Source organism: Pantoea alfalfae (assembly GCF_019880205.1).
Taxonomy (GTDB): Bacteria; Pseudomonadota; Gammaproteobacteria; order Enterobacterales; family Enterobacteriaceae; genus Pantoea; species Pantoea alfalfae.
Genome location: NZ_CP082292.1, coordinates 3,712,268 through 3,730,930, shown reverse-complemented (window position 1 = coordinate 3,730,930; position 18,663 = coordinate 3,712,268). Strand labels below are relative to the sequence as shown.

The following is an 18,663-nucleotide window of genomic DNA, read 5'->3' as shown; positions in this document are numbered from 1 at the left end:
CTGCTGTTACGCCGGACGATTGCTCCGGCGTAACTGTCTGTTCACACGCTTTATTCATAATCCCGTTCATCGTCGGGCTGGTCCAGCACGGTATAGGCCACGCTGCAGAAGAGGGAATTCAGGCGCTTCATATCGCCGAGTAAACCAAGGTGCAGCGAGCTGGTCTCAATGCTCTGCACGTTCTGCTGATGCAGGCGATCAACGTGGGCATGAGAGTAGCGGCGAATCATCAGGCGGAAGCGATGTTTCGCGCGGCGCAGTCGCCTGGCGCTGGTGACATCGTGCGACAGAAATACCGACAGGCTCATTCTGAGGTTGGCGATTAACAGCTCCTGCAACTCCTGCAGCTCCTTTAAGCCCTCAGCAGAAAACGCACGGCCCGCTGCCAGCGACTTGTCAGCGACATCGCCGCTCATCCGCTCAATAATGTCACCGGCCTGCTCCAGATTCAGCGACATCTCAATGATTTCACCCCAGCGGCGCGAATCCTCTTCCGGCAAATCCTCTTTGGGCATCCGCGCCAGATAGAGTTTGATGGCGGTATAGAGCACATCGACATCATCATCAAGCCGCCGCACCGTGCGCTCCTCGCGGGACTCACCATGTATGACTTTATTAAACGCTTCCAGCATCTGTTCCAGCACGTCACCCATGCGCAGCGCTTCGCGGGCGGCATTCACCAGCGCCAGCGCCGGGGTATCCAGCGCGCTGCGATCGAGGTGCTTTGGCTTAAGCTGCAGCGCGTTGTCGACGTCGTCGGCAATGAGTCGACGGCAGAGGCGCGCCATCAGGTCAGCAAACGGCACCATCGCCACACAGCGGATCAGGTTGTAAAACACATGGAAGAAAATCACTAACTCTTCATCGTTGACCGGCAGCTTATCGAGCCAGGTCGCCACAATATCGACAAACGGCAGGATCAGGACGCAGCCAATGAACTTGAACAGCAGGCTGCCGAGCGCTACGCGCTTACCGGCGGCATTCGAGCTGCTGGCGTTGATCATCGCCAGCAGACCGCTACCGAGATTGGCACCGATCACCAGACAGAGCGCGACCTTGAACGAAATCACGCCGGTTGCAGTCAGTGTCGCGGTGATCAGCACCGCGGCCAGACTGGAGTAACTGATAATGGCAAACACTGCGCCCAGCAGCGCATCGAGCATCACGTCGCCCGTCAGGCTGGAGAAGAGCACCTGCACACCCGCGGCCTGAGTAATCGGACGCGCTGCTTCGACAATCAGCTGCAGCGCCAGCAGTATCAGGCCCAGGCCGATACTGGCGCGGCCTAACTGACCGGCACGGGTCTGTTTGCGGCTGAGGAAGAACACCACGCCAAAGAAGATAAACAGCGGTGAGAGCCAGGAGAGATCAAAGGTCAGAATACGGGCCATGATAGCGGTACCGACATCCGCGCCCAGAATCACCACCAGTGCGGGCGTCAGGCTGACCAGATTCTGCGCCACAAACGAGGTGACCAGCAATGTCGTAGCGTTGCTGCTCTGCACCAGCGTGGTTACGCCGATACCTGCCAGAAACGCCATCGGTTTTTTTTCGATGCTGCGGCTCAGCACGCGGCGCAGATCGGCACCGTAGACCCGCATGATGCCGGTTCGCACGATATGCGTGCCCCAGACCAGCAGGGCCACTGCAGAAAGTAAATTAAGCAGGGTTAACACGGGGTATCGCTCCTCGTTTGTCAGGCTTCAAACAGCACAGACTGCCAGCCTGACAGCGAGAGCAATCTGTGAAGGGGATTGCCGTGCTATGCGTGATTTTTTCCTGTGTTTTAAGCCACCTGGCGCAAAGTCGACAGCTCTAATTGTAGACCAATCTTCCTGCCAGCGGGATGCAAATCCGCCGCCGATCGATTAAGTACATCGACCGAAAGCTCCACGTCATGCGCCCGGATACGGTAGCGGATGACGTTGCCCAGCAGGCTGTGGCTGAGGATTTCCGCAGGAATACCCTGGCCTGGCACGGTAAACAGCATCGATTCCGGGCGAATAGCCACCTGACTGTGGAAAGGCTGGCCGGTCAGCCGCGTCGCCTGCTCGGCACTCAGCAGATTGTAGTTGCCAATAAATCCGGCGGCAAAGAGATCGACCGGCTGTGTATAGAGCGCTTCGGCATCGCCGTTCTGGACGATTTTGCCCCGGTTCATTAGCACGATGCGATCGGAGAGCGTCAGCGCCTCCTCCTGATCGTGGGTCACGAAGAGGGTGGTGAGATTCAGCTCGCGCTGAATGCGCCGGATTTGATCGCGCAGATGGCGACGGATACGTGCATCCAGCGCCGACAGCGGCTCATCCAGCAGCAGCAACCGCGGACGCGTGACCAGTGAACGCGCCAGCGCCACGCGCTGACACTGGCCGCCTGACAGCTGATGCGGATAACGGCGCGCATACTCACTAAGTTCAACCAGCTCCAGCACCTCCACTACCCGCTGGCGGATCTGCGCCTCGGGCAGTTTCTGCATCTTCAGGCCAAACGCGACGTTCTTCTCTACCGTCATGTTGGGAAACAGCGCATAGCTCTGGAACACCATGCCGATGGCGCGCTTCTGCGGAGCCAGCGGCACGATATCCTTGCCCTCCAGTCTGATTTCACCGCTGTCGACATCGGTTAATCCCGCCAGACAGCGCAGCAGCGTCGATTTGCCGCAGCCGCTGGGGCCGAGCAGGGTGACAAATTCCCCTTCAGCGGCGCTAAAATCGATCTGCTCAAAAATCGGCGTCGGTCCATAGGACTTGTTCAGCTCTCTGACCTCAAGATAACTCATATTCAGCCTCGTTCGGGATTCAGGGCGTTAGCCAGCCAGGTGACCAGCAACACCACAAAGAAGTAGGAGATCACCAGTGCGCTGGTGAAGTGACCGCTGCCGTTGCGCATGTTGAAGAGGTAAACCTGCAGGGTTTCATAACGGTTGCCGACCAGCAGGTTAGCGAAGACAAATTCGCCAATCAGAAAGGAGAACGAGAGCAGCACGGCAATCAGCATCCCTTTACGCAGGTTAGGCAGCACTACCCACAGCGCTGCCTGCCAGGTGCTGGCACCCAGCAGCTGTGCAGCATCAATCAGCTCTTTAAGGTTGATTGCCTGCATATTGTTCGCCAGCGCTCGATAAATAAACGGCAATGCGATGGTGAAATAGCAGCCGATTAAGATCCACGGCGTGCCGGTCAGCATCAGCGGTGACGAAGAGTAGAGCTGGAGTAATCCCACGGATGACACCACCGGCGGCACGGCAAAAGGCATCAGGATCAGGATGTTCATCACCGAATCGAGTCGGGGAAAATAGTAAGCGATTACAAACATAGCAGGCAGCACCAGCATCAGCGAGAACAGCAGCGCACCAAAGCAAATCAGCAGCGAATGACCCAGCGCCGTCAGAAAACGCGGGTCGCTCCAGAGCTGAATGAACCATTTCAGGCTATAGCCCTGTGGCAGAATGGTATTACTCCAGTCGGACGAGATCGCATAGAGCAGCGTGGCCAGCAACGGCAGCGCCAGCAGGGTAAAAAGTAACCCGACCATGATCCGGTGATAGAGGTGCTCAGCACGTGACATGACGGCTCCTTTCATGGCTGTTTCGCATTGAGATAGCTGCGGCGCACCAGATACTGCTGCACCAGGGTGATGAGCGTCATAATGGCCACCAGCAGCATCGCCAGCGCGCTGCCGGTGTTGGGATCGAGCGAAATATCACCCGAGACCAGCGCGGCGATGCGCACCGGTACCACGTTGAAATTACCGGTGGTCAGGGCGTAAATCGTGGCGTAAGCGCCCAGCGCATTTGCCAGCAGGATGACAAAAGTACCGAGCAGGGCCGGGAACAGAATCGGCAAACCGATATGCCACCAGTAGCGCCAGCGGCTGGCACCCAGCAGCGCAGCGGACTCCTGCCACTCCTTTTTCAGCCCGTCGAACGCCGGATAGAGCAGCAGCACGCCCAGCGGGATCTGGAACCAGGTGTAAACCAGCACCATGCCGTTGCGCGAGAAGAGTCGGAAGCTCTCAATCACGCCATAATGGCGCAGCAGCAGCGTCAGACAGCCGTTCAGCCCCAGTAGAATCACAAAGGCAAACGCCAGCGGGACACCGGCAAAATTGCTGGTCATGTTGGTAAAGGAGATAAGAAAACGCTGCAGTCGTCCGCTGCCGAGCTGATGCAGCGAATAGCCGGTGATGAGCGCAATCAGCAGTCCCCAGACGCTGGACCAGAGCGAGATATCCAGTGAGAAGCGGAATGCCTGCTGGTAGAAAGGCGAGGTGAGAATGTCCTGATAGTTATCCCAGCCCCACTGGCTGTTCATCTCACTCCAGAAGCTGTTGATGGCGATCCACAACAGCGGGGCCAGTTGAAAGGCGACCCAGAACAGAGTGAATGGCAACAGCAGCAGCAGTGCGAACCCTTTTCCCTTCATCTTTGCGGCTCCGCCAGCAGGCCGCGACAGACCGGCTTGTCATGGGCCACTTCCAGCAGTTCACACAGCGTGCCGCACAGGTCGGTTTGCTGCGGCGCGAGGTCAGGCTGCAGCGAGAATGCGTGGCCAAAGACAAACAGCGGCACCGTGGTCTCTTCCGGCAGAATCCCGCCGTGGGAGCGATCGTCATTCATGCCATGATCGGCCGTTACCATCACCTGATAGCCTCCGGCCAGCCACAGCGGCATCCACTGCGACAGCAGGCCGTCGGCAATGCGCGCCCGGTTGCGGTACTGCGGCGAGGAGAGCCCCGACTTATGACCGGCATCGTCGATATTCATCGGGTGGATCAGCAGAAAATCGGGATCGTGACGCAGCCGCAGGCTCTCTGCATCTTCAAACAGATGCGAGTCAGGATAGCTATCGTCAGAATAAAAATGCCCATACTGAATCGGCAGGTCCGGCGCGTCGGTGTGACGATCGCGCGCCGGAACGAACGGGGTGCGGTTATAAAGCTCACTCACCCAGTGGTAGGCCGCCGCCGCCGTTGTCAGTCCCGCCGCGCGCGCAAAGTGGAACACGCTGCGCTCGCGACTTAACCGGCTGACGCCGTTATGAATAATACCGCTTCTGACCGGCGGAACCCCGGTCAGAATGCACTCATAAAGCGGGCGCGACAGCGACGGTAACTCACAGGTCATTCGGTAATAGGACCCGTTGCCCTGCGAACATTCGGCATGCAGGTAACCCATTGCATGTTGTGCGACCTGATTGCTCAGCCCGTCCAGTACCACCAGGATGGTCTTCATTCCGTTCTCCCTGCCGCGAACTACTGCTGCATGTTAATGATGACGTTTTCCTGCCACAGGCGCGGCAGCATTTTCGACGATTTATCCCAGGCAGCCTGATCCTTAACCGGACGGGCATTTTTATATTCGGACTGCGGCAGCAGGCGAGCCTGAACGTCCGCTGGCAGCGTCAGATGCTCGGCACGAATCGGGCGCGCATAGCCTTTCGCCAGATTGATCTGGCCCTGGTCTGAGAAGATATATTCACGCGTCAGTTTTGCGGCGTCAGGATGTTTCGCATATTTGTTAATAAGGGTGGTGTAGCCGGAGGTGACTGAGCCATCAGACGGGATTACCACTTCGTAGCGGTTTTTGTCGATCTGGTCACGGTAGTTCAGAGCGTTGAAGTCCCACACCACCGCCATCTGTACTTCGCCTTTTTCGATGTTAGCGATCACCGGATCGGTCACGCCAAGACGACCCTGCTTAGCCAGATCGGCAAAGAACGCCAGCGCTGGTTTCAGGTTCTTCTCATCACCGCCTAAAGCGTAGTTGGCAGCCAGTACGCCATTAGCCGCCTGAGCAGCTACGCCGACGTCACCGATAGTAACCACATACTTACCTTTTTTCAGATCGGCCCAGCTGTGGGGGATATCTTTCACCTGCTGCTTGTCGATCAGAAAGGCAATGGTGCCGGTATAGGCCAGCGCCCAGTGACCCTCTTTATCTTTAGCCCAGGCCGGAATCTGATCCCAGTGCGTGGGTTTATAGGGCTGGGTCACACCTTTAGCGACAGCGATCGGGCCAAAGGCGGCGCCCACGTCACCGATATCAGCACTGGCGTTCGCTTTCTCTGCATCGAATTTCGCCAGCTCCTGCGCCGATGACATATCGGTATCGCTGTGCTTAAGGCCATATTTGCTGCTGATGTCGTTCCAGGTATCTTTCCAGTTGGCCCAGCTATCCGGCATCCCGACGCTGTTGACCTGACCTTCACTGCGCGCGGCTTTTTCCAGCGCAGCGAGGTCGTTATCGGCGGCCTGCGCAACGGGCAGGGTGAGAACTACAGCACTGGCTACTACAGAGGCGATAAACGCTTTCATCTCAGTTGCTCCGGGTGTAAGTTGATGGGCCTGGCTGGTCTAGTCCAGCAAGAACCGAGCCAATGTAGCTCCTGTATATGAACGATTTATGACAAGGCGGCGCGGTGCGGGGAAGGGGCGACAAAAGAGGCGACCCGTTCGCCTGCCACAGGCGCATTTACCTGAACAGTAAGAGTGCGGAGTCGCACCAAAATGAGGCTACTGTTGTGGAGTCGATAGCACTCAAAACGGCGGATGCGATAGCCAGCGCACTGCTGACGCGCATTCAGGCGGGGGAGTTCAGCGGCGGGCGGCTGCCGGCGGAGCGTGCCTTAAGCGAGGCGTTCAGCACCACCCGGATTACCTTGCGGGAAGCACTGGGCAAGCTGGAAGCCCAGGGAATGATCTACCGGGAACTGCGCCGCGGCTGGTTTATCGCGCCACCACGTCTGATTTACAATCCGCTGCATCACAGCCACTTTCATGCCATGGCGAGGGAGCAGGGACGGCAGGCGACCACTGAGGTGATCGCCGCTGAACAGGTTGCGGCGCACGACAGCGTCGCGACCGCGCTGCGGCTGGCACCCGGTTCGGCGGTTTACTGCATCCGCCGCCTGCGCCGCATCGACGGGCGCGCCGTACTCTATGTAGAACACTACCTTAATCCGCGTTTCTTCCCTGGCCTGCTCGATGAAGATCTGACCCGCTCCCTGACCGATCTCTATGACCAGCGCTACGGTATTCGCTACGGCGGCGCGCGCTTCACCATTCTGCCTGGCCCGTTGCCGGAGATTGCCGCACCTACGCTGAATGTGGCGCCGGGCAGTCCCGGTCTGCTCATCACCCGTATCAACCGCAATCAGCTAAAAGAGGTGATTGATTGCGACTGTGAATACTGGCGGTACGACGCGCTCTGTGTGGATGTAGAAGCTTAGGGTTATTGTGATTTGCATCACACTGACGCATGATATCGCGCGCTGATAACTCCTTTTTAAAAGGCGCAACATGAGTGACAAAAATCCTTTGGCCCGCCACCTTGCAACGGTATTGCAATGGGTGCTGAATCTGGGTCTGCTGAGTCTGGCGATCATCCTGATCGTCTTTTTAGGCAAAGAAACTATCCATCTGGCAAACGTTCTGTTTAACACCGGTGAGCAGGCCTCTTCTTACCTGCTGATTGAGGGAATTGTTATCTATTTCCTCTACTTCGAATTTATTGCCCTGATTGTTAAGTACTTTCAGTCGGGCTATCACTTTCCGCTGCGCTACTTTGTCTATATCGGTATCACGGCCATCATCCGCCTGATTATCGTCGACCATAAAAATCCCTTCGATACCCTCTGCTACTCAGCGGCGATTCTGATTCTGGTGGTCACGCTGTGGCTGGCCAACAGTAACCGGCTGAAACGCGAGTAATCCACCTGCCGTCTGACACGACGGCAGGTGTTCGCATCGCCGCTCTGCGCTAAACTAGCGTCCTGAAAATTATCGGGAGTGGTGCCATGTCGCAAGACGCACTCAGCTTATTACGTTCGCTCAACTGGCTTTCTCCGTCGCAGGCCACCCTTGCGCCGCCTTTGCTCGACTGGCTGATGGAGGAGGATTCAATGACGCGCCGCTTTGAACAGCACTGTCAGCGGGTCACGGTTCAGCCGCTGCGTGAAGGCTTTATTGACGCCAGCGAGCTGGGTGAGGAAAGGGCATTGTTGCCAGACGATGAACGCTTCTGGCTGCGCGAAGTGCTGCTGTCCGGCGACGATCAGCCCTGGCTGGCGGGTCGCACGCTGGTGCCGGAAAGCACCCTCAATGGGCCGGAGGCGATGCTGCAACAGCTCGGCACCCGTCCTCTGGGGCGCTATCTTTTTTCGTCGTCGACGCTGACCCGCGATTTTATTGAGCCGGGGCAGGTGGACGGATTATGGGGACGGCGTTCCCGCCTGCGTCTCTCTGGCAAACCGCTGCTGCTGACTGAACTGTTTTTACCGGCATCGCCGCTCTATCGCGATCTGGTCTGAGGATTTTGTGGTGCAAACGAGCTTAAGTATGAATAAATGGCGGGCCTACGCTCGCCTGATGCGTATCGACAAACCGATTGGGACGCTGCTGCTGATGTGGCCCACGCTCTGGGCATTATGGCTGGCTGACATGGCGATCCCGCCGCTGCCGGTGCTGGTGGTATTCGTTGCCGGAGTGTTTGTGATGCGCGCGGCCGGTTGTGTGATTAATGACTACGCCGACCGTAAAGTTGATGGTCATGTGGAGCGTACGAAGCACCGGCCACTGGCCAGCGGCACGGTGAGTGCCAAAGAAGCGAAGCTGCTGTTCGTGATCCTGGCGCTGATAGCTTTTGCGCTGGTGCTGACCATGAACCTGATGACGATAATGCTCTCCGTCGTGGGGTTGGCGCTGGCCTGGGTCTATCCCTTTATGAAGCGTTATACCCATCTGCCGCAGGTGGTGCTGGGGGCCGCATTTGGCTGGGCGATTCCTATGGCATGGTCCGCAGTTAGTGAGTCCTTACCTCTGGTATGCTGGCTGGTGTTTATTGCCAACATCTGCTGGACGGTCGCTTACGACACTCAGTATGCGATGGTCGATCGGGACGATGACCTGAAGATTGGCGTCAAGTCGACGGCGATTTTATTTGGCCGTTTCGACAAGCTGATTATTGGGTTGCTGCAACTGGCCACTCTGCTGCTGATGGCGCTGGTGGGCATGATGCTGCATCTGAATGGCGCCTTCTACTGGACGCTGCTGCTTGCGGCTGCGCTGTTTGTTTACCAGCAGAAGCTGATCGCCGGGCGTGAACGCCAGCCCTGTTTCCAGGCTTTCCTGAATAACAATTATGTCGGGATGGTGCTGTTCCTTGGCGTACTGATGAATACGCCGCCGTTCAGTCAGCTGTTCTGATAGAGAGTTTTGGGCGAAAAAAGGCTGATTTAGCGGCGAAATCGAGCGTGCGCAGGAAACTCGGTCAGATCGGAAAGACGCAAAAGCCGCCATCCCTGGCATGCTCGGCCCGCGCGATTACGCACCTCATCCCTGAGGTGCGCCCGTAGCCGGGCCAACGCGTTGCGTTGTTCAAAAACGCTCCCGGCGTTTTTAGTACGCACCCCATCCCTGAGGTGCGCCCGTAGCCGGGCCAACGCGTTGCGTTGTTCAAAAACGCTCCCGGCGTTTTTAGTACGCACCTCATCCCTGAGGTGCGCCCGTAACCGGGCCAACGCGTTGCGTTGTTCAAAAACGCCTGGCGTTTTTTTCCGGGCGGCGGGACGCTTTCCTCTTCTGACCCTGTTCCCAGCGTGTTGAGCTTATTCATTGCTTCCAGAATTCTTCTGCTCCGAAGTTTTGGGCATAAAAAAGGCGACCTCATGAGGTCGCCTTTTTACTGTGCGCAGGGGTCAGTCGTGCGCCACCGCGGTTTCAATCGTCATGCGGACATCACTGGTGACCAGGTCAGCCAGGATGTGCCAGGTCGCCAGCGTCTGTGCGACATTGGCATCCCCGCTGTCGCTGATATACCCTTCATCGCGTAGCGTCAGTACCAGCGAGGTAAAGACCGCTTTGTCGAAGAACTCCGGCGCATTGATCCCGTGCAGCACCGACAGACGCTGTGCCAGCGTCCGGCTCTCTTTCTCCAGCGTGCCGCGGTTAATCGTCGGCTTGGCGCTGAGAATGGAGAACGTAATGGCATAACGCTGCAGCGTTTCACGCACACCGGCAGCCAGCAGTTGCAGTGTGCGATAGCGCGCTGAGGAAAAGCGCAATTCGCCGGCTTCGAACGTAATCAGGCCCTGACGCGCCAGCTCCTGACTCAGTTCGGTCAACAGTTGCGGCAGCTCATCGGTCTGCCAGCGCAGGAACAGCTCACTCTTCAGCATCGGGTAGATCAGGCTTACCTGACGCAGCAGTTCTGCTTCGCTCAGCGTCTGATGCTGCTGAACAATGGCGGCAATCAGCGACGGCATCACCAGCATGTGATGAATATTGTTGCGATAGTAGGTCATCAGCACCGCCTGCTCACGCGGCAGAATGATGATGTCGCCAATGCTGTCCTTTTCGCTCTCAAACTTATTCATACCCATGGCGTGATCCAGCAGCGCTTCCGCGGAGAGATCGGGTACGGTCGCATTTGGCGAGTAAGGCACGTTGCGCAGCAACTGGGTATAGCACTCCAGTTGTTCAATCAGCTGTTCACGGGTGAGTGAGCGCTGACGTGACGCCAGCAGGGCGGTGACACAGAGGTTCATGGCGTTAGCCGCGCCCGCTTCATTGATACGCACCATCAGGCTGGCCGCGATATCATTCACCGTCGGTGTTAACCAGCTCGGACGCTGCGGCTCAATCGGATCGATCGCGTCGCGCCATTCCGGTACCCGCTTGTTAAGATAGTTGACCAGCGGCAGCGGTTCGCCAAAGTTAACGTAACCCTGACCGAGATTGCGCAGCTTGCGTAAGCCGCGCACCATCTGCATGAAGCCCTCTTTCTCTTTGGCTGCGCCGCGCAGTTCTTTGGCGTACGTACCCACTTCCATCACATGTTCATAACCGATGTAGATCGGCACCAGCGTGATCGGGCGATTGCCGCCGCGCAGCATCGCCTGCAGCGTCATAGCTAAAGTGCCGGTTTTCGGGTCCAGCAGGCGACCGGTACGAGAACGGCCACCTTCAACAAAGTATTCAACTGAATAACCGCGGGTGAACAGCTCGCCGAGATATTCGCGGAACACCGTGGCGTAGAGCTTGTTGCCTTTAAAGGTACGACGAATAAAGAACGCGCCCAGACGACGGAAAATCGGGCCGGCTGGCCAGAAGTTGAGATTGATACCGGCAGCAATGTGTGGCGGCACCAGGCCCTGATGATAGAGCACATAGGAGAGCAGCAGATAATCCATGTGGCTGCGATGGCACGGCACATAGACAATCTCGTGGCCATCCTGCGCCAGCTGACGAACTTTTTCGCCGCCATTGACGTTGATGCCCTGATAGAGACGACTCCAGAGCCAGCCCATCACGCGGTCGGTGACGCGAATCGCTTCATAAGAGAAGTTGGCGGCAATTTCTTCCATCATCTCAACGGCATTCTGCTGCGCTTTCTCATGGGAGATTTTTTTGCTGCGTGCTTCATCTTCGACGGCTTTTTCAATCGCTTTGGATTGCAGCAGACGGTTGAACAGATCCTGACGCGCCGGTAAACGCGGGCCAATCGCCGCCAGCCGCTGACGGGCAAAATGGATGCGCGCCACGCGAGCCAGCTTCTGGGCGATCGACTTATCCGTACCGTGCTCCGTGGCCATACGGCGCAGTGAGACGGTCGGCGAGAAGCGAACAAAGCTGTCGCGTCCGTGCCAGATCACCGCAAAGAACTTCTGTACACCGTTCAGCACACGCAGGTGTGGCGTGGCTTCGCCCTGGACTTCACGTCCTGGTGCGCGGCCAAACATTACCGTGACCGGCAGCATCTGGATATCGAGCTTAGGATTATTGCGATGCAGATCGAGGTAATCGTGAAAGATTTTCACCGATTCGACGCTGGGCACAAAGTAGGGGAATACGCGCGGGCCATCGTGGATAAATACGTGGCGCGGCAGCAGTGAACCATCAATCTCCAGCGGAGAGAGCGGATCAGGCAGATGATGCCGCAGACACTGCGCGCGTAAAGTCAGTAAGTCGGCCTTCGAATCGTAAGGCAAAACATACATAATAGGTCGGGTCGGATCCAGACCATGTTCAGACACAGGATCGGCCGGAATGGCCTTACTTTTTACCAAAAACGACAGTGGTAAATTAAGCAATTTGTAATAGAGTTTACGCCAACCTGACATAGACAACATGAAGCCTCTTGTTAGCAAAGCGCCGCAAGCATACCAGAAAGTGCAGCGAAGATCTGTGGTGGTGCCAATTGCACGCAGCCCAGACATTGACGTCAATCCGATAAAAGGGTTCCCACATCATGGCAAATAATGCCACCGGACTTATCAGAATAATTAAAGCCGCAGGTTACTCCTGGCAGGGACTGCGTGCCGCCTGGCAACATGAAGCGGCGTTTCGTCAGGAAGCCCTGGCTGCGCTGGTCGCCATTATTATCGCCTGCTGGCTGGATGTCGATGTGGTCTCACGCATCCTGATGATTGGGTCGGTGGTGCTGGTGGTCATTGTCGAAATCCTTAATAGCGCCATTGAATCCGTGGTCGACCGCATCGGTCAGGAGCATCATCCGCTGGCGGGCCGGGCCAAAGATATGGGATCTGCGGCAGTACTGATCAGCATCTTACTGGCACTCTTTGTCTGGATCGCGCTGCTCTGGACACATTTGCGATAAGCGTTCCATATCGCGCCGGAAGCCGCGTTTTGCCTGACAATCGGTTTCCATTTCGCCAATACCTGTATATACTCACAGCGACTGTATAAACAACCAGGGGGCGGGATGAAAGCATTAACCAGCAGGCAGCAGCAGGTCTATGACCTGATTCGCGACCATATTTCTTCAACAGGCATGCCGCCTACGCGCGCAGAGATTGCTGCACAACTGGGCTTCCGCTCACCGAATGCGGCAGAAGAGCACCTGAAAGCGCTGGCGCGTAAAGGCGTCATTGAGATCGTTTCCGGTGCATCGCGCGGCATTCGCCTGCTAATGGAAGAAGAAGCCTCAGAAGGCATACCGTTGATTGGCCGGGTTGCTGCCGGTGAGCCAATCATGGCGCAGGAACATATCGAAACCCACTATAAAGTGGATCCGGGCCTGTTTAAGCCCTCTGCCGACTTCCTGCTGCGCGTCAGCGGAATGTCGATGAAAGATATCGGGATTATGGATGGCGACCTGCTCGCGGTACATAAAACCCAGGATGTGCGCAATGGCCAGGTTGTCGTTGCCCGCATTGATGATGAAGTCACCGTTAAGCGCTGGAAAAAGCAGGGTGCTATCGTGCATCTGCTGCCTGAAAACAGCGATTTCGACCCGATTGTTGTCGATACCCGTGCACAGTCTCTGACCATTGAAGGTCTGGCGGTTGGCGTGGTGCGTAACGGCGAGTGGCTCTGATTCTGAGGGCTGCGTGCATTCGCTTTCTCTGATGCTATTCTGTCTGCCCTAATTTTGTCGCTGCCTGTTTTGCGCAGCGACACTGAGCACGGAACGGCGAATGCGCTTTATCACGGCAACGGATAAAAATCTCTGGCGGCTTGCGCTGCCGATGATCCTTTCAAATATCACCGTTCCCTTACTGGGCGTGGTCGATACTGCAGTTATTGGTCATCTCGACAGCCCTGTCTATCTTGGCGGGGTTGCGGTCGGGACCACTGTGACCAGTTTCCTCTTTATGCTGCTGCTTTTTCTTCGAATGAGTACGACTGGCCTGACGGCGCAGGCGTTTGGTGCCGGTGATAAAATGGCGCTGGCACGTGCGCTGACCCAGCCGCTGATGATTGCGCTGCTGGCAGGTGTACTGTTCATCGCTTTACGTTATCCGATTATTCAGCTGGCGACCCATCTGGTTGGCGGTAATCCCGCGGTACTGGAACAGGCGGCGCTGTTTATTCAGATTCGCTGGCTCAGTGCACCCGCCACGCTGGCAAACCTGGTCATTCTGGGCTGGCTGCTGGGCGTGCAGTATGCGCGCGCGCCAGTGATCCTGCTGGTGGTAGGCAATCTGGTTAACATCGGGCTCGATCTCTGGCTGGTGATGGGACTGCACTGGGGTGTCGCGGGGGCGGCAACCGCCACGGCGCTGGCGGAGTACATCACGCTGGGTGTCGGCGGTATCATGGTCTGGCGAGTCCTGAAGCTGCGCGGTATTACGTTAAGCCTGCTGAAGCAGAGCTGGCGCGGTGACAGCGGCCGGCTGCTGCGGCTGAACCGGGACATCATGCTGCGCTCATTGATGCTGCAACTCTGTTTCGCCTCGCTGACCGTGCTGGGCGCGCGGCTGGGCCCGGATGTGGTGGCGGTTAACGCGGTATTGCTGATGTTCATTACGTTCACGGCCTATGCGCTGGATGGCTTTGCCTACGCAGTTGAAGCTTTTGCCGGCGAGGCCCATGGTGCAAAAGATGGCGGCAAACTGCTGCGTGTCTGGCACTCTGCCTGTCGGCAGGCGGTGGTGGTAGCGCTGTTCTTTTCCCTGACCTATGCCATTGCTGGCCCGCAGATTGTTACCCTGTTGACCTCTCTTCCTTCGCTGCAACAAAGTGCTGACCGCTATCTGGTCTGGCAGATCGTTATGCCGCTGATCGGCGTCTGGTGTTATCTGCTGGATGGGATGTTCATCGGCGCAACACGCGGACGTGAGATGCGTAACAGCATGGTGGTGGCAGCAGCAGGCTACTTTCTGATGCTGCTCAGCGTACCGGCGCTGGGTAATCACGGACTGTGGCTGGCGGTAACGGTTTTCCTGGCGCTGCGCGGCCTGTCGCTGTGGCTCATCTGGCGTAAGCACTGGCGTCAGAACAGCTGGTTTGATGCCTGAGTCAGTCGTGGCTGCACGCAAGCCGATACAGATTATTCTGTATTATTCTACGGTTAATAAGTTGGCTACTATAATTAACTCTATGCAGCGCAGTTAACCAGCGCTTTATATCGTTATTTTGTTAAGTAACAAGATAATCATTAAACCCCGAGGATTGGAGGTCTGCCATGAATAAAGATGAAGCCAGCGGCAACTGGAAGCAGTTCAAAGGCAAAATGAAAGAGAAATGGGGCAAGCTGACCGATGACGACATGCAGGTTATCGAAGGTAAACGCGATCAGCTGGTCGGCAAAATCCAGGAACGTTATGGCTATGCGAAAGATGAAGCAGAGCGTGAAGTAACCGACTGGGAAGGTCAGAACAAAGATCACCGCTGGTAATCTGATACCAGGCTGATAATCAGCTAAAAGCTTTCCGGCGCGCCCGCCCCGGAACGGCACAGGGACGGAACAGCACAAGGATGTGCAGATTACCCGCGTTTGCCCCGCTTTTTACCCTCATCCTGATGGTCATGCTCGCAGCTTTCATGGTGCGTACAGGCTTCGACCGCAGCACAATTTTTACATAAACCATGCGCTTCAATCACGCTATGACGTAAAGCGAACTGTGCTTCACCCGCCAGCGTTGCGATAATCTTCTCCACGCCCTGCGCCTGTTTCTCCGTTACCGCAGCACAGCGGTCACAGACCAGCATCACCGATGTATGTGCCGGTGCCTCAAAATGGTGGCACATGACGTAGCTGTTGTTGGATTCCACCCGATGAATGAAACCCTGCTCCAGCAGGAAATCCAGCGCACGATAGACCGTGGGCGGCTTAGCCTGTGGTTCGCTGATGCGGAGCTGATCCAGCAGATCGTAAGCGCTGATCGAGCCAGGCTGTTCGGCCATCAGGCGCAACACCTCAGCACGCTGCGAAGTCAGACGTACACCGCGCTGCAGGCATATCTTTTCAGCCTGAATCAAAATTTGCTGCGACGTCATGTTTGTCATGAAAAATTCTCCGCTGGATAAGTGATGTTATTTTATCACACATAGTTTTTCGGCGCTGATGTTCGTTTTCGCCTGGTAAAACAGCATTATTTGCCTGATAAAGCAGCATTTTAAGCATTTCAGCCGCTATCTATCTCAAATCTGACGAGAAATCAGATCCATTTTCAATCGACCTGAAGCGGAATTTGTTGGTATTTTGCTTTGCATCTCACTGAGTTAAGAAGTAATGTTCAGAAAGACTTAAGGAAAGTCTGGCATTATTTGAAATACCCCGACGCAGTTTGAACAATTACAACGGTTTTTTGATTGGAAAACGTCCAATCCTTTGAATTAAGACACTGTTTCCTTTGAATTCACAGCAATAACGCGTTAGCCAGGGTTCACAATAGGGCTAACAAACTATTCAGTCGTTGAATGTTTCAATGACAATTTCTCAGGTGATGGCAGGCAAATGGTGAAAAAATCCGCTCAACGTTCAGCGCTGAAGTATTCCGCTGCAGCGACCGCGCTTTTCCTTTCTTCTTCCGCCATGGCGGCAGGGACCTGGTATGATGCACGTAATGACGCCATGGGCGGGACCGGCGTAGCATCTTCTGTTTATGGCTCAGCAGTGCTGGCGAACCCGGCATTAATGACGCGTGCTAAATCTGACGATAACGTCAGCATTATTTTCCCTTCAGCGGGAATTCAGGTGACTGACAAAGATAAGCTGATCGATAAAGTCGATGATATTACGGACACCGTAGATCGCTATCGTGACGTGATTGGTAATCTGACTTTTGCAGATTATCTGCGTGGCTACCCTGAACTGCGTGCTGCCTCCGGCGATGTTGCTGACAAGCTCAGCGATTTGCGCGGTAACAAAGCTCACGGCAGTGCAGGCGTGGCCGTGGCCGTCACGATCCCCAATGAGACTCTGCCTTTTGCGTTTATTACCAAAGCCTACGGTACGGCGCACGTCCGTGCCAACGTGGTCCAGGGTGATATCGACTACCTGCGCGGTGTCGCTAACGGAACGGTGCTGCCACGTCCGGGCGATCAAAATAACCTTCGTTCCAGTGCGAATGGCTTAGCGGCACTGACCATTGATTATGGTGTGGCGGTGGCGCATGAGTTCACTATCGCCGGTCAGCCGGTCTCAGTGGGCGTGACGCCGAAAGTGCAGAAAACCTCGCTCTATAACTATACTGCCAGCATCTATAACTATGACAAGAACGACATCAACAATAGCCAGTATCGCAGCACCGACACCGGCTTTAACGTTGATGCCGGTCTGGCAACCACCTTTGCTGAAAACTGGACGCTGGGTGTGACCGGACAGAACCTGGTTTCGCGTGATCTGCAGACCAAAGAGGTCAACGGGTTCCGTGATACCTACCAGATTCGCCCGCTGGTCACCACCGGCCTGTCCTGGGATAAAGGTCCGTTTACCGTGACCGGCGATGTGGATCTGACGGAAACCAAACGCTTCAAAACGCAGGATAACAGCCAGTATGCGGCAGTGGGCGCGGAATACCGCGTGCTTGACTGGCTGCAGCTGCGTGCCGGTTATCGTGCGGACATGCGGTCTAACGACGAAAATGTTGCCACCGCAGGTTTTGGTCTGTCACCGTTTAACAAAGCTGTCCATCTGGATCTGGCCGGCTCTGTGGGGGCTAACAATACCTGGGGCGCGATGATGCAGCTGGGCTTTAACTTCTAAGCACGTTATTCAGGCTGTTCGGGGGCGGGCGATGCACTATCGCCCGCCCTTGTGTTATCCTTGCACAGAATTCCATCACCCTTAATTACCGGATTGTCTGCGCTTCATGCCTAATTTCTCTTCGCAACGTTTCTCTATCGCCCCCATGCTCGACTGGACCGATCGCCACTGTCGCTATTTTCATCGTCAGCTGACCGGCGACACGCTGCTCTACACCGAAATGGTGACCACGGGCGCGATCATTCATGGCAAAGGGGATTACCTGGCTTACAGCGAGGCGGAACATCCGGTCGCGTTGCAGCTTGGCGGTAGCGATCCGGCGGCGCTGGCGCAGTGTGCGAAGCTGGCAGAGCAGCGTGGCTACGATGAAGTGAACCTGAATGTCGGCTGTCCTTCGGATCGGGTTCAGAATGGCCGATTCGGTGCCTGCCTGATGGCCGAGGCGAATCTGGTCGCGGATGCGATTAAAGCGATGCGCGACGTGGTATCGATTCCGGTGACGGTGAAAACCCGCATCGGGATTGATGAGCTGGACAGCTATGAATTCCTGACCGACTTTATCGGCACGGTGGCCGGTCGCGGTGAATGCGAGACATTTATTATCCATGCGCGCAAAGCCTGGCTCTCTGGCCTCAGCCCCAAAGAGAATCGCGAAATTCCACCGCTGGATTATCCCCGCGTCTGGCAGCTGAAACGCGATTTTCCGCATCTGACGATCGCGCTCAATGGTGGTGTGAAAACGCTGGAAGAGGCACTGGCTCATCTGCAGCACCTTGACGGCGTAATGATGGGACGTGAAGCCTATCAAAACCCCGGCATTCTGGCGCAGGTCGATCAGACGCTGTTTGGTCGTCAGCATCCGGCGGCTAACCCGGTGGACGTAGTGCGCGCTATGTATCCCTATATTGAAGCGGAGCTGGCGAAGGGCACGTATCTGGGACACGTCACACGCCATATGCTGGGATTATTTCAGGGAATTCCGGGCGCTCGCCAGTGGCGACGTCACCTGAGTGAAAACGCCCACAAGCCGGGCGCTGATGTTCGCGTACTGGAAGCGGCGCTGGCGCTGGTTGCGGATAAGGTCCCGCAGGAAGTCTGATGTCTGCCCTGAACAGGAAAGCCAGCTTTTAAAGCTGGTTTTTTTTACGCCATAATGTGGTTTTTCTCACCAGGTTACGACACTTTTTTTAACCCTTATTAGCGTTAAATCA

Annotated in this window: 18 protein-coding genes; 10 read left to right on the top strand and 8 right to left on the bottom strand. The window is 56.1% G+C overall.

Annotated features, from left to right (window positions below):
- Positions 1–50: 50 nt before the first annotated feature.
- The 6 genes from K6R05_RS17445 to K6R05_RS17420 form a co-directional block, all read right to left on the bottom strand.
- Positions 51–1,676 carry a Na/Pi cotransporter family protein gene (locus tag K6R05_RS17445; RefSeq protein ID WP_161733501.1) on the bottom strand — a complete coding sequence of 542 codons (1,626 nt, stop codon included), beginning with the start codon at positions 1,674–1,676 and terminating at the stop codon, positions 51–53.
- A gap of 110 nt (positions 1,677–1,786) precedes the next feature.
- Positions 1,787–2,779, bottom strand: a complete 993-nt coding sequence (locus K6R05_RS17440; protein ID WP_161733503.1) for an ABC transporter ATP-binding protein — start codon at positions 2,777–2,779, stop codon at positions 1,787–1,789.
- Positions 2,780–2,781: 2 nt separating this feature from the next.
- Positions 2,782–3,567 carry an ABC transporter permease gene (locus K6R05_RS17435; protein ID WP_161733505.1) on the bottom strand — a complete coding sequence of 262 codons (786 nt, stop codon included), beginning with the start codon at positions 3,565–3,567 and terminating at the stop codon, positions 2,782–2,784.
- 11 nt (positions 3,568–3,578) lie between these two features.
- The gene (locus K6R05_RS17430) at positions 3,579–4,424 is read right to left on the bottom strand and encodes an ABC transporter permease (RefSeq protein WP_222924727.1); all 846 of its coding nucleotides are present in this window, start codon (positions 4,422–4,424) and stop codon (positions 3,579–3,581) included.
- A complete protein-coding gene (locus K6R05_RS17425; RefSeq protein ID WP_161733509.1) occupies positions 4,421–5,233 on the bottom strand; it encodes an alkaline phosphatase family protein in 813 nt (270 codons plus the stop codon). Before K6R05_RS17425 ends, K6R05_RS17430 begins: the two co-directional genes overlap by 4 nt.
- 20 nt (positions 5,234–5,253) lie before the next feature.
- Positions 5,254–6,315, bottom strand: coding sequence for an ABC transporter substrate-binding protein (locus tag K6R05_RS17420; protein ID WP_161733511.1), 1,062 nt, complete (start codon positions 6,313–6,315; stop codon positions 5,254–5,256).
- A 206-nt stretch (positions 6,316–6,521) separates the two neighbouring features.
- Here K6R05_RS17420 and K6R05_RS17415 point away from each other — a divergent pair, with 206 nt between their 5' ends.
- The 4 genes from K6R05_RS17415 (at position 6,522) to ubiA (ending at position 9,204) form a co-directional block, all read left to right on the top strand.
- Positions 6,522–7,229: a UTRA domain-containing protein gene (locus tag K6R05_RS17415; protein WP_222924726.1), complete on the top strand. Its 708-nt coding sequence runs from the start codon at positions 6,522–6,524 to the stop codon at positions 7,227–7,229.
- Positions 7,230–7,299: 70 nt separating this feature from the next.
- A complete protein-coding gene (psiE, locus tag K6R05_RS17410; RefSeq protein WP_013359769.1) occupies positions 7,300–7,710 on the top strand; it encodes a phosphate-starvation-inducible protein PsiE in 411 nt (136 codons plus the stop codon).
- A gap of 86 nt (positions 7,711–7,796) precedes the next feature.
- The gene (gene ubiC / locus K6R05_RS17405) at positions 7,797–8,309 is read left to right on the top strand and encodes a chorismate lyase (protein ID WP_161733513.1); all 513 of its coding nucleotides are present in this window, start codon (positions 7,797–7,799) and stop codon (positions 8,307–8,309) included.
- A 28-nt stretch (positions 8,310–8,337) separates the two neighbouring features.
- Positions 8,338–9,204: a 4-hydroxybenzoate octaprenyltransferase gene (gene ubiA / locus K6R05_RS17400; RefSeq protein WP_256497640.1), complete on the top strand. Its 867-nt coding sequence runs from the start codon at positions 8,338–8,340 to the stop codon at positions 9,202–9,204.
- A gap of 491 nt (positions 9,205–9,695) precedes the next feature.
- On the opposite strand, the gene plsB is transcribed toward ubiA, so the two are convergent.
- A complete protein-coding gene (gene plsB, locus K6R05_RS17395; RefSeq protein WP_161733614.1) occupies positions 9,696–12,119 on the bottom strand; it encodes a glycerol-3-phosphate 1-O-acyltransferase PlsB in 2,424 nt (807 codons plus the stop codon).
- A gap of 128 nt (positions 12,120–12,247) precedes the next feature.
- On the opposite strand from plsB, the gene K6R05_RS17390 reads away from it, so the two are divergent.
- From K6R05_RS17390 to K6R05_RS17375, 4 genes are all read left to right on the top strand, one after another.
- Positions 12,248–12,616: a diacylglycerol kinase gene (locus K6R05_RS17390; protein ID WP_161733515.1), complete on the top strand. Its 369-nt coding sequence runs from the start codon at positions 12,248–12,250 to the stop codon at positions 12,614–12,616.
- 105 nt (positions 12,617–12,721) lie between these two features.
- On the top strand, positions 12,722–13,336 hold the full coding sequence (gene lexA, locus K6R05_RS17385) for a transcriptional repressor LexA (protein ID WP_013359774.1): 615 nt from the start codon (positions 12,722–12,724) through the stop codon (positions 13,334–13,336).
- Between the two features lie 100 nt (positions 13,337–13,436).
- Positions 13,437–14,759, top strand: a complete 1,323-nt coding sequence (gene dinF, locus K6R05_RS17380) for an MATE family efflux transporter DinF (RefSeq protein WP_161733517.1) — start codon at positions 13,437–13,439, stop codon at positions 14,757–14,759.
- Positions 14,760–14,926: 167 nt separating this feature from the next.
- Complete coding sequence (locus K6R05_RS17375) at positions 14,927–15,139, top strand: CsbD family protein (protein WP_013359776.1); 213 nt, start codon at positions 14,927–14,929, stop codon at positions 15,137–15,139.
- Positions 15,140–15,228: 89 nt separating this feature from the next.
- On the opposite strand, the gene zur is transcribed toward K6R05_RS17375, so the two are convergent.
- Positions 15,229–15,750: a zinc uptake transcriptional repressor Zur gene (zur, locus tag K6R05_RS17370; RefSeq protein WP_161733519.1), complete on the bottom strand. Its 522-nt coding sequence runs from the start codon at positions 15,748–15,750 to the stop codon at positions 15,229–15,231.
- Between the two features lie 451 nt (positions 15,751–16,201).
- Here zur and K6R05_RS17365 point away from each other — a divergent pair, with 451 nt between their 5' ends.
- Both K6R05_RS17365 and dusA read left to right on the top strand, forming a co-directional pair.
- Positions 16,202–17,452 carry a conjugal transfer protein TraF gene (locus K6R05_RS17365; protein WP_161733521.1) on the top strand — a complete coding sequence of 417 codons (1,251 nt, stop codon included), beginning with the start codon at positions 16,202–16,204 and terminating at the stop codon, positions 17,450–17,452.
- A 106-nt stretch (positions 17,453–17,558) separates the two neighbouring features.
- A complete protein-coding gene (gene dusA, locus K6R05_RS17360; RefSeq protein ID WP_161733523.1) occupies positions 17,559–18,551 on the top strand; it encodes a tRNA dihydrouridine(20/20a) synthase DusA in 993 nt (330 codons plus the stop codon).
- Positions 18,552–18,663 lie beyond the last annotated feature (112 nt).

Coding starts and splice junctions, on each gene's coding strand:
- K6R05_RS17440 (WP_161733503.1), bottom strand. CDS start 2,779: ATGAGTTATCTTGAGGTCAGAGAGCTGAACAAGTCCTATGGACCGACG.
- K6R05_RS17435 (WP_161733505.1), bottom strand. CDS start 3,567: ATGTCACGTGCTGAGCACCTCTATCACCGGATCATGGTCGGGTTACTT.
- K6R05_RS17430 (WP_222924727.1), bottom strand. CDS start 4,424: ATGAAGGGAAAAGGGTTCGCACTGCTGCTGCTGTTGCCATTCACTCTG.
- K6R05_RS17425 (WP_161733509.1), bottom strand. CDS start 5,233: ATGAAGACCATCCTGGTGGTACTGGACGGGCTGAGCAATCAGGTCGCA.
- K6R05_RS17420 (WP_161733511.1), bottom strand. CDS start 6,315: ATGAAAGCGTTTATCGCCTCTGTAGTAGCCAGTGCTGTAGTTCTCACC.
- psiE (WP_013359769.1), top strand. CDS start 7,300: ATGAGTGACAAAAATCCTTTGGCCCGCCACCTTGCAACGGTATTGCAA.
- ubiC (WP_161733513.1), top strand. CDS start 7,797: ATGTCGCAAGACGCACTCAGCTTATTACGTTCGCTCAACTGGCTTTCT.
- ubiA (WP_256497640.1), top strand. CDS start 8,338: ATGAATAAATGGCGGGCCTACGCTCGCCTGATGCGTATCGACAAACCG.
- plsB (WP_161733614.1), bottom strand. CDS start 12,119: ATGTCAGGTTGGCGTAAACTCTATTACAAATTGCTTAATTTACCACTG.
- K6R05_RS17390 (WP_161733515.1), top strand. CDS start 12,248: ATGGCAAATAATGCCACCGGACTTATCAGAATAATTAAAGCCGCAGGT.
- lexA (WP_013359774.1), top strand. CDS start 12,722: ATGAAAGCATTAACCAGCAGGCAGCAGCAGGTCTATGACCTGATTCGC.
- dinF (WP_161733517.1), top strand. CDS start 13,437: ATGCGCTTTATCACGGCAACGGATAAAAATCTCTGGCGGCTTGCGCTG.
- K6R05_RS17375 (WP_013359776.1), top strand. CDS start 14,927: ATGAATAAAGATGAAGCCAGCGGCAACTGGAAGCAGTTCAAAGGCAAA.
- zur (WP_161733519.1), bottom strand. CDS start 15,750: ATGACAAACATGACGTCGCAGCAAATTTTGATTCAGGCTGAAAAGATA.
- K6R05_RS17365 (WP_161733521.1), top strand. CDS start 16,202: ATGGTGAAAAAATCCGCTCAACGTTCAGCGCTGAAGTATTCCGCTGCA.
- dusA (WP_161733523.1), top strand. CDS start 17,559: ATGCCTAATTTCTCTTCGCAACGTTTCTCTATCGCCCCCATGCTCGAC.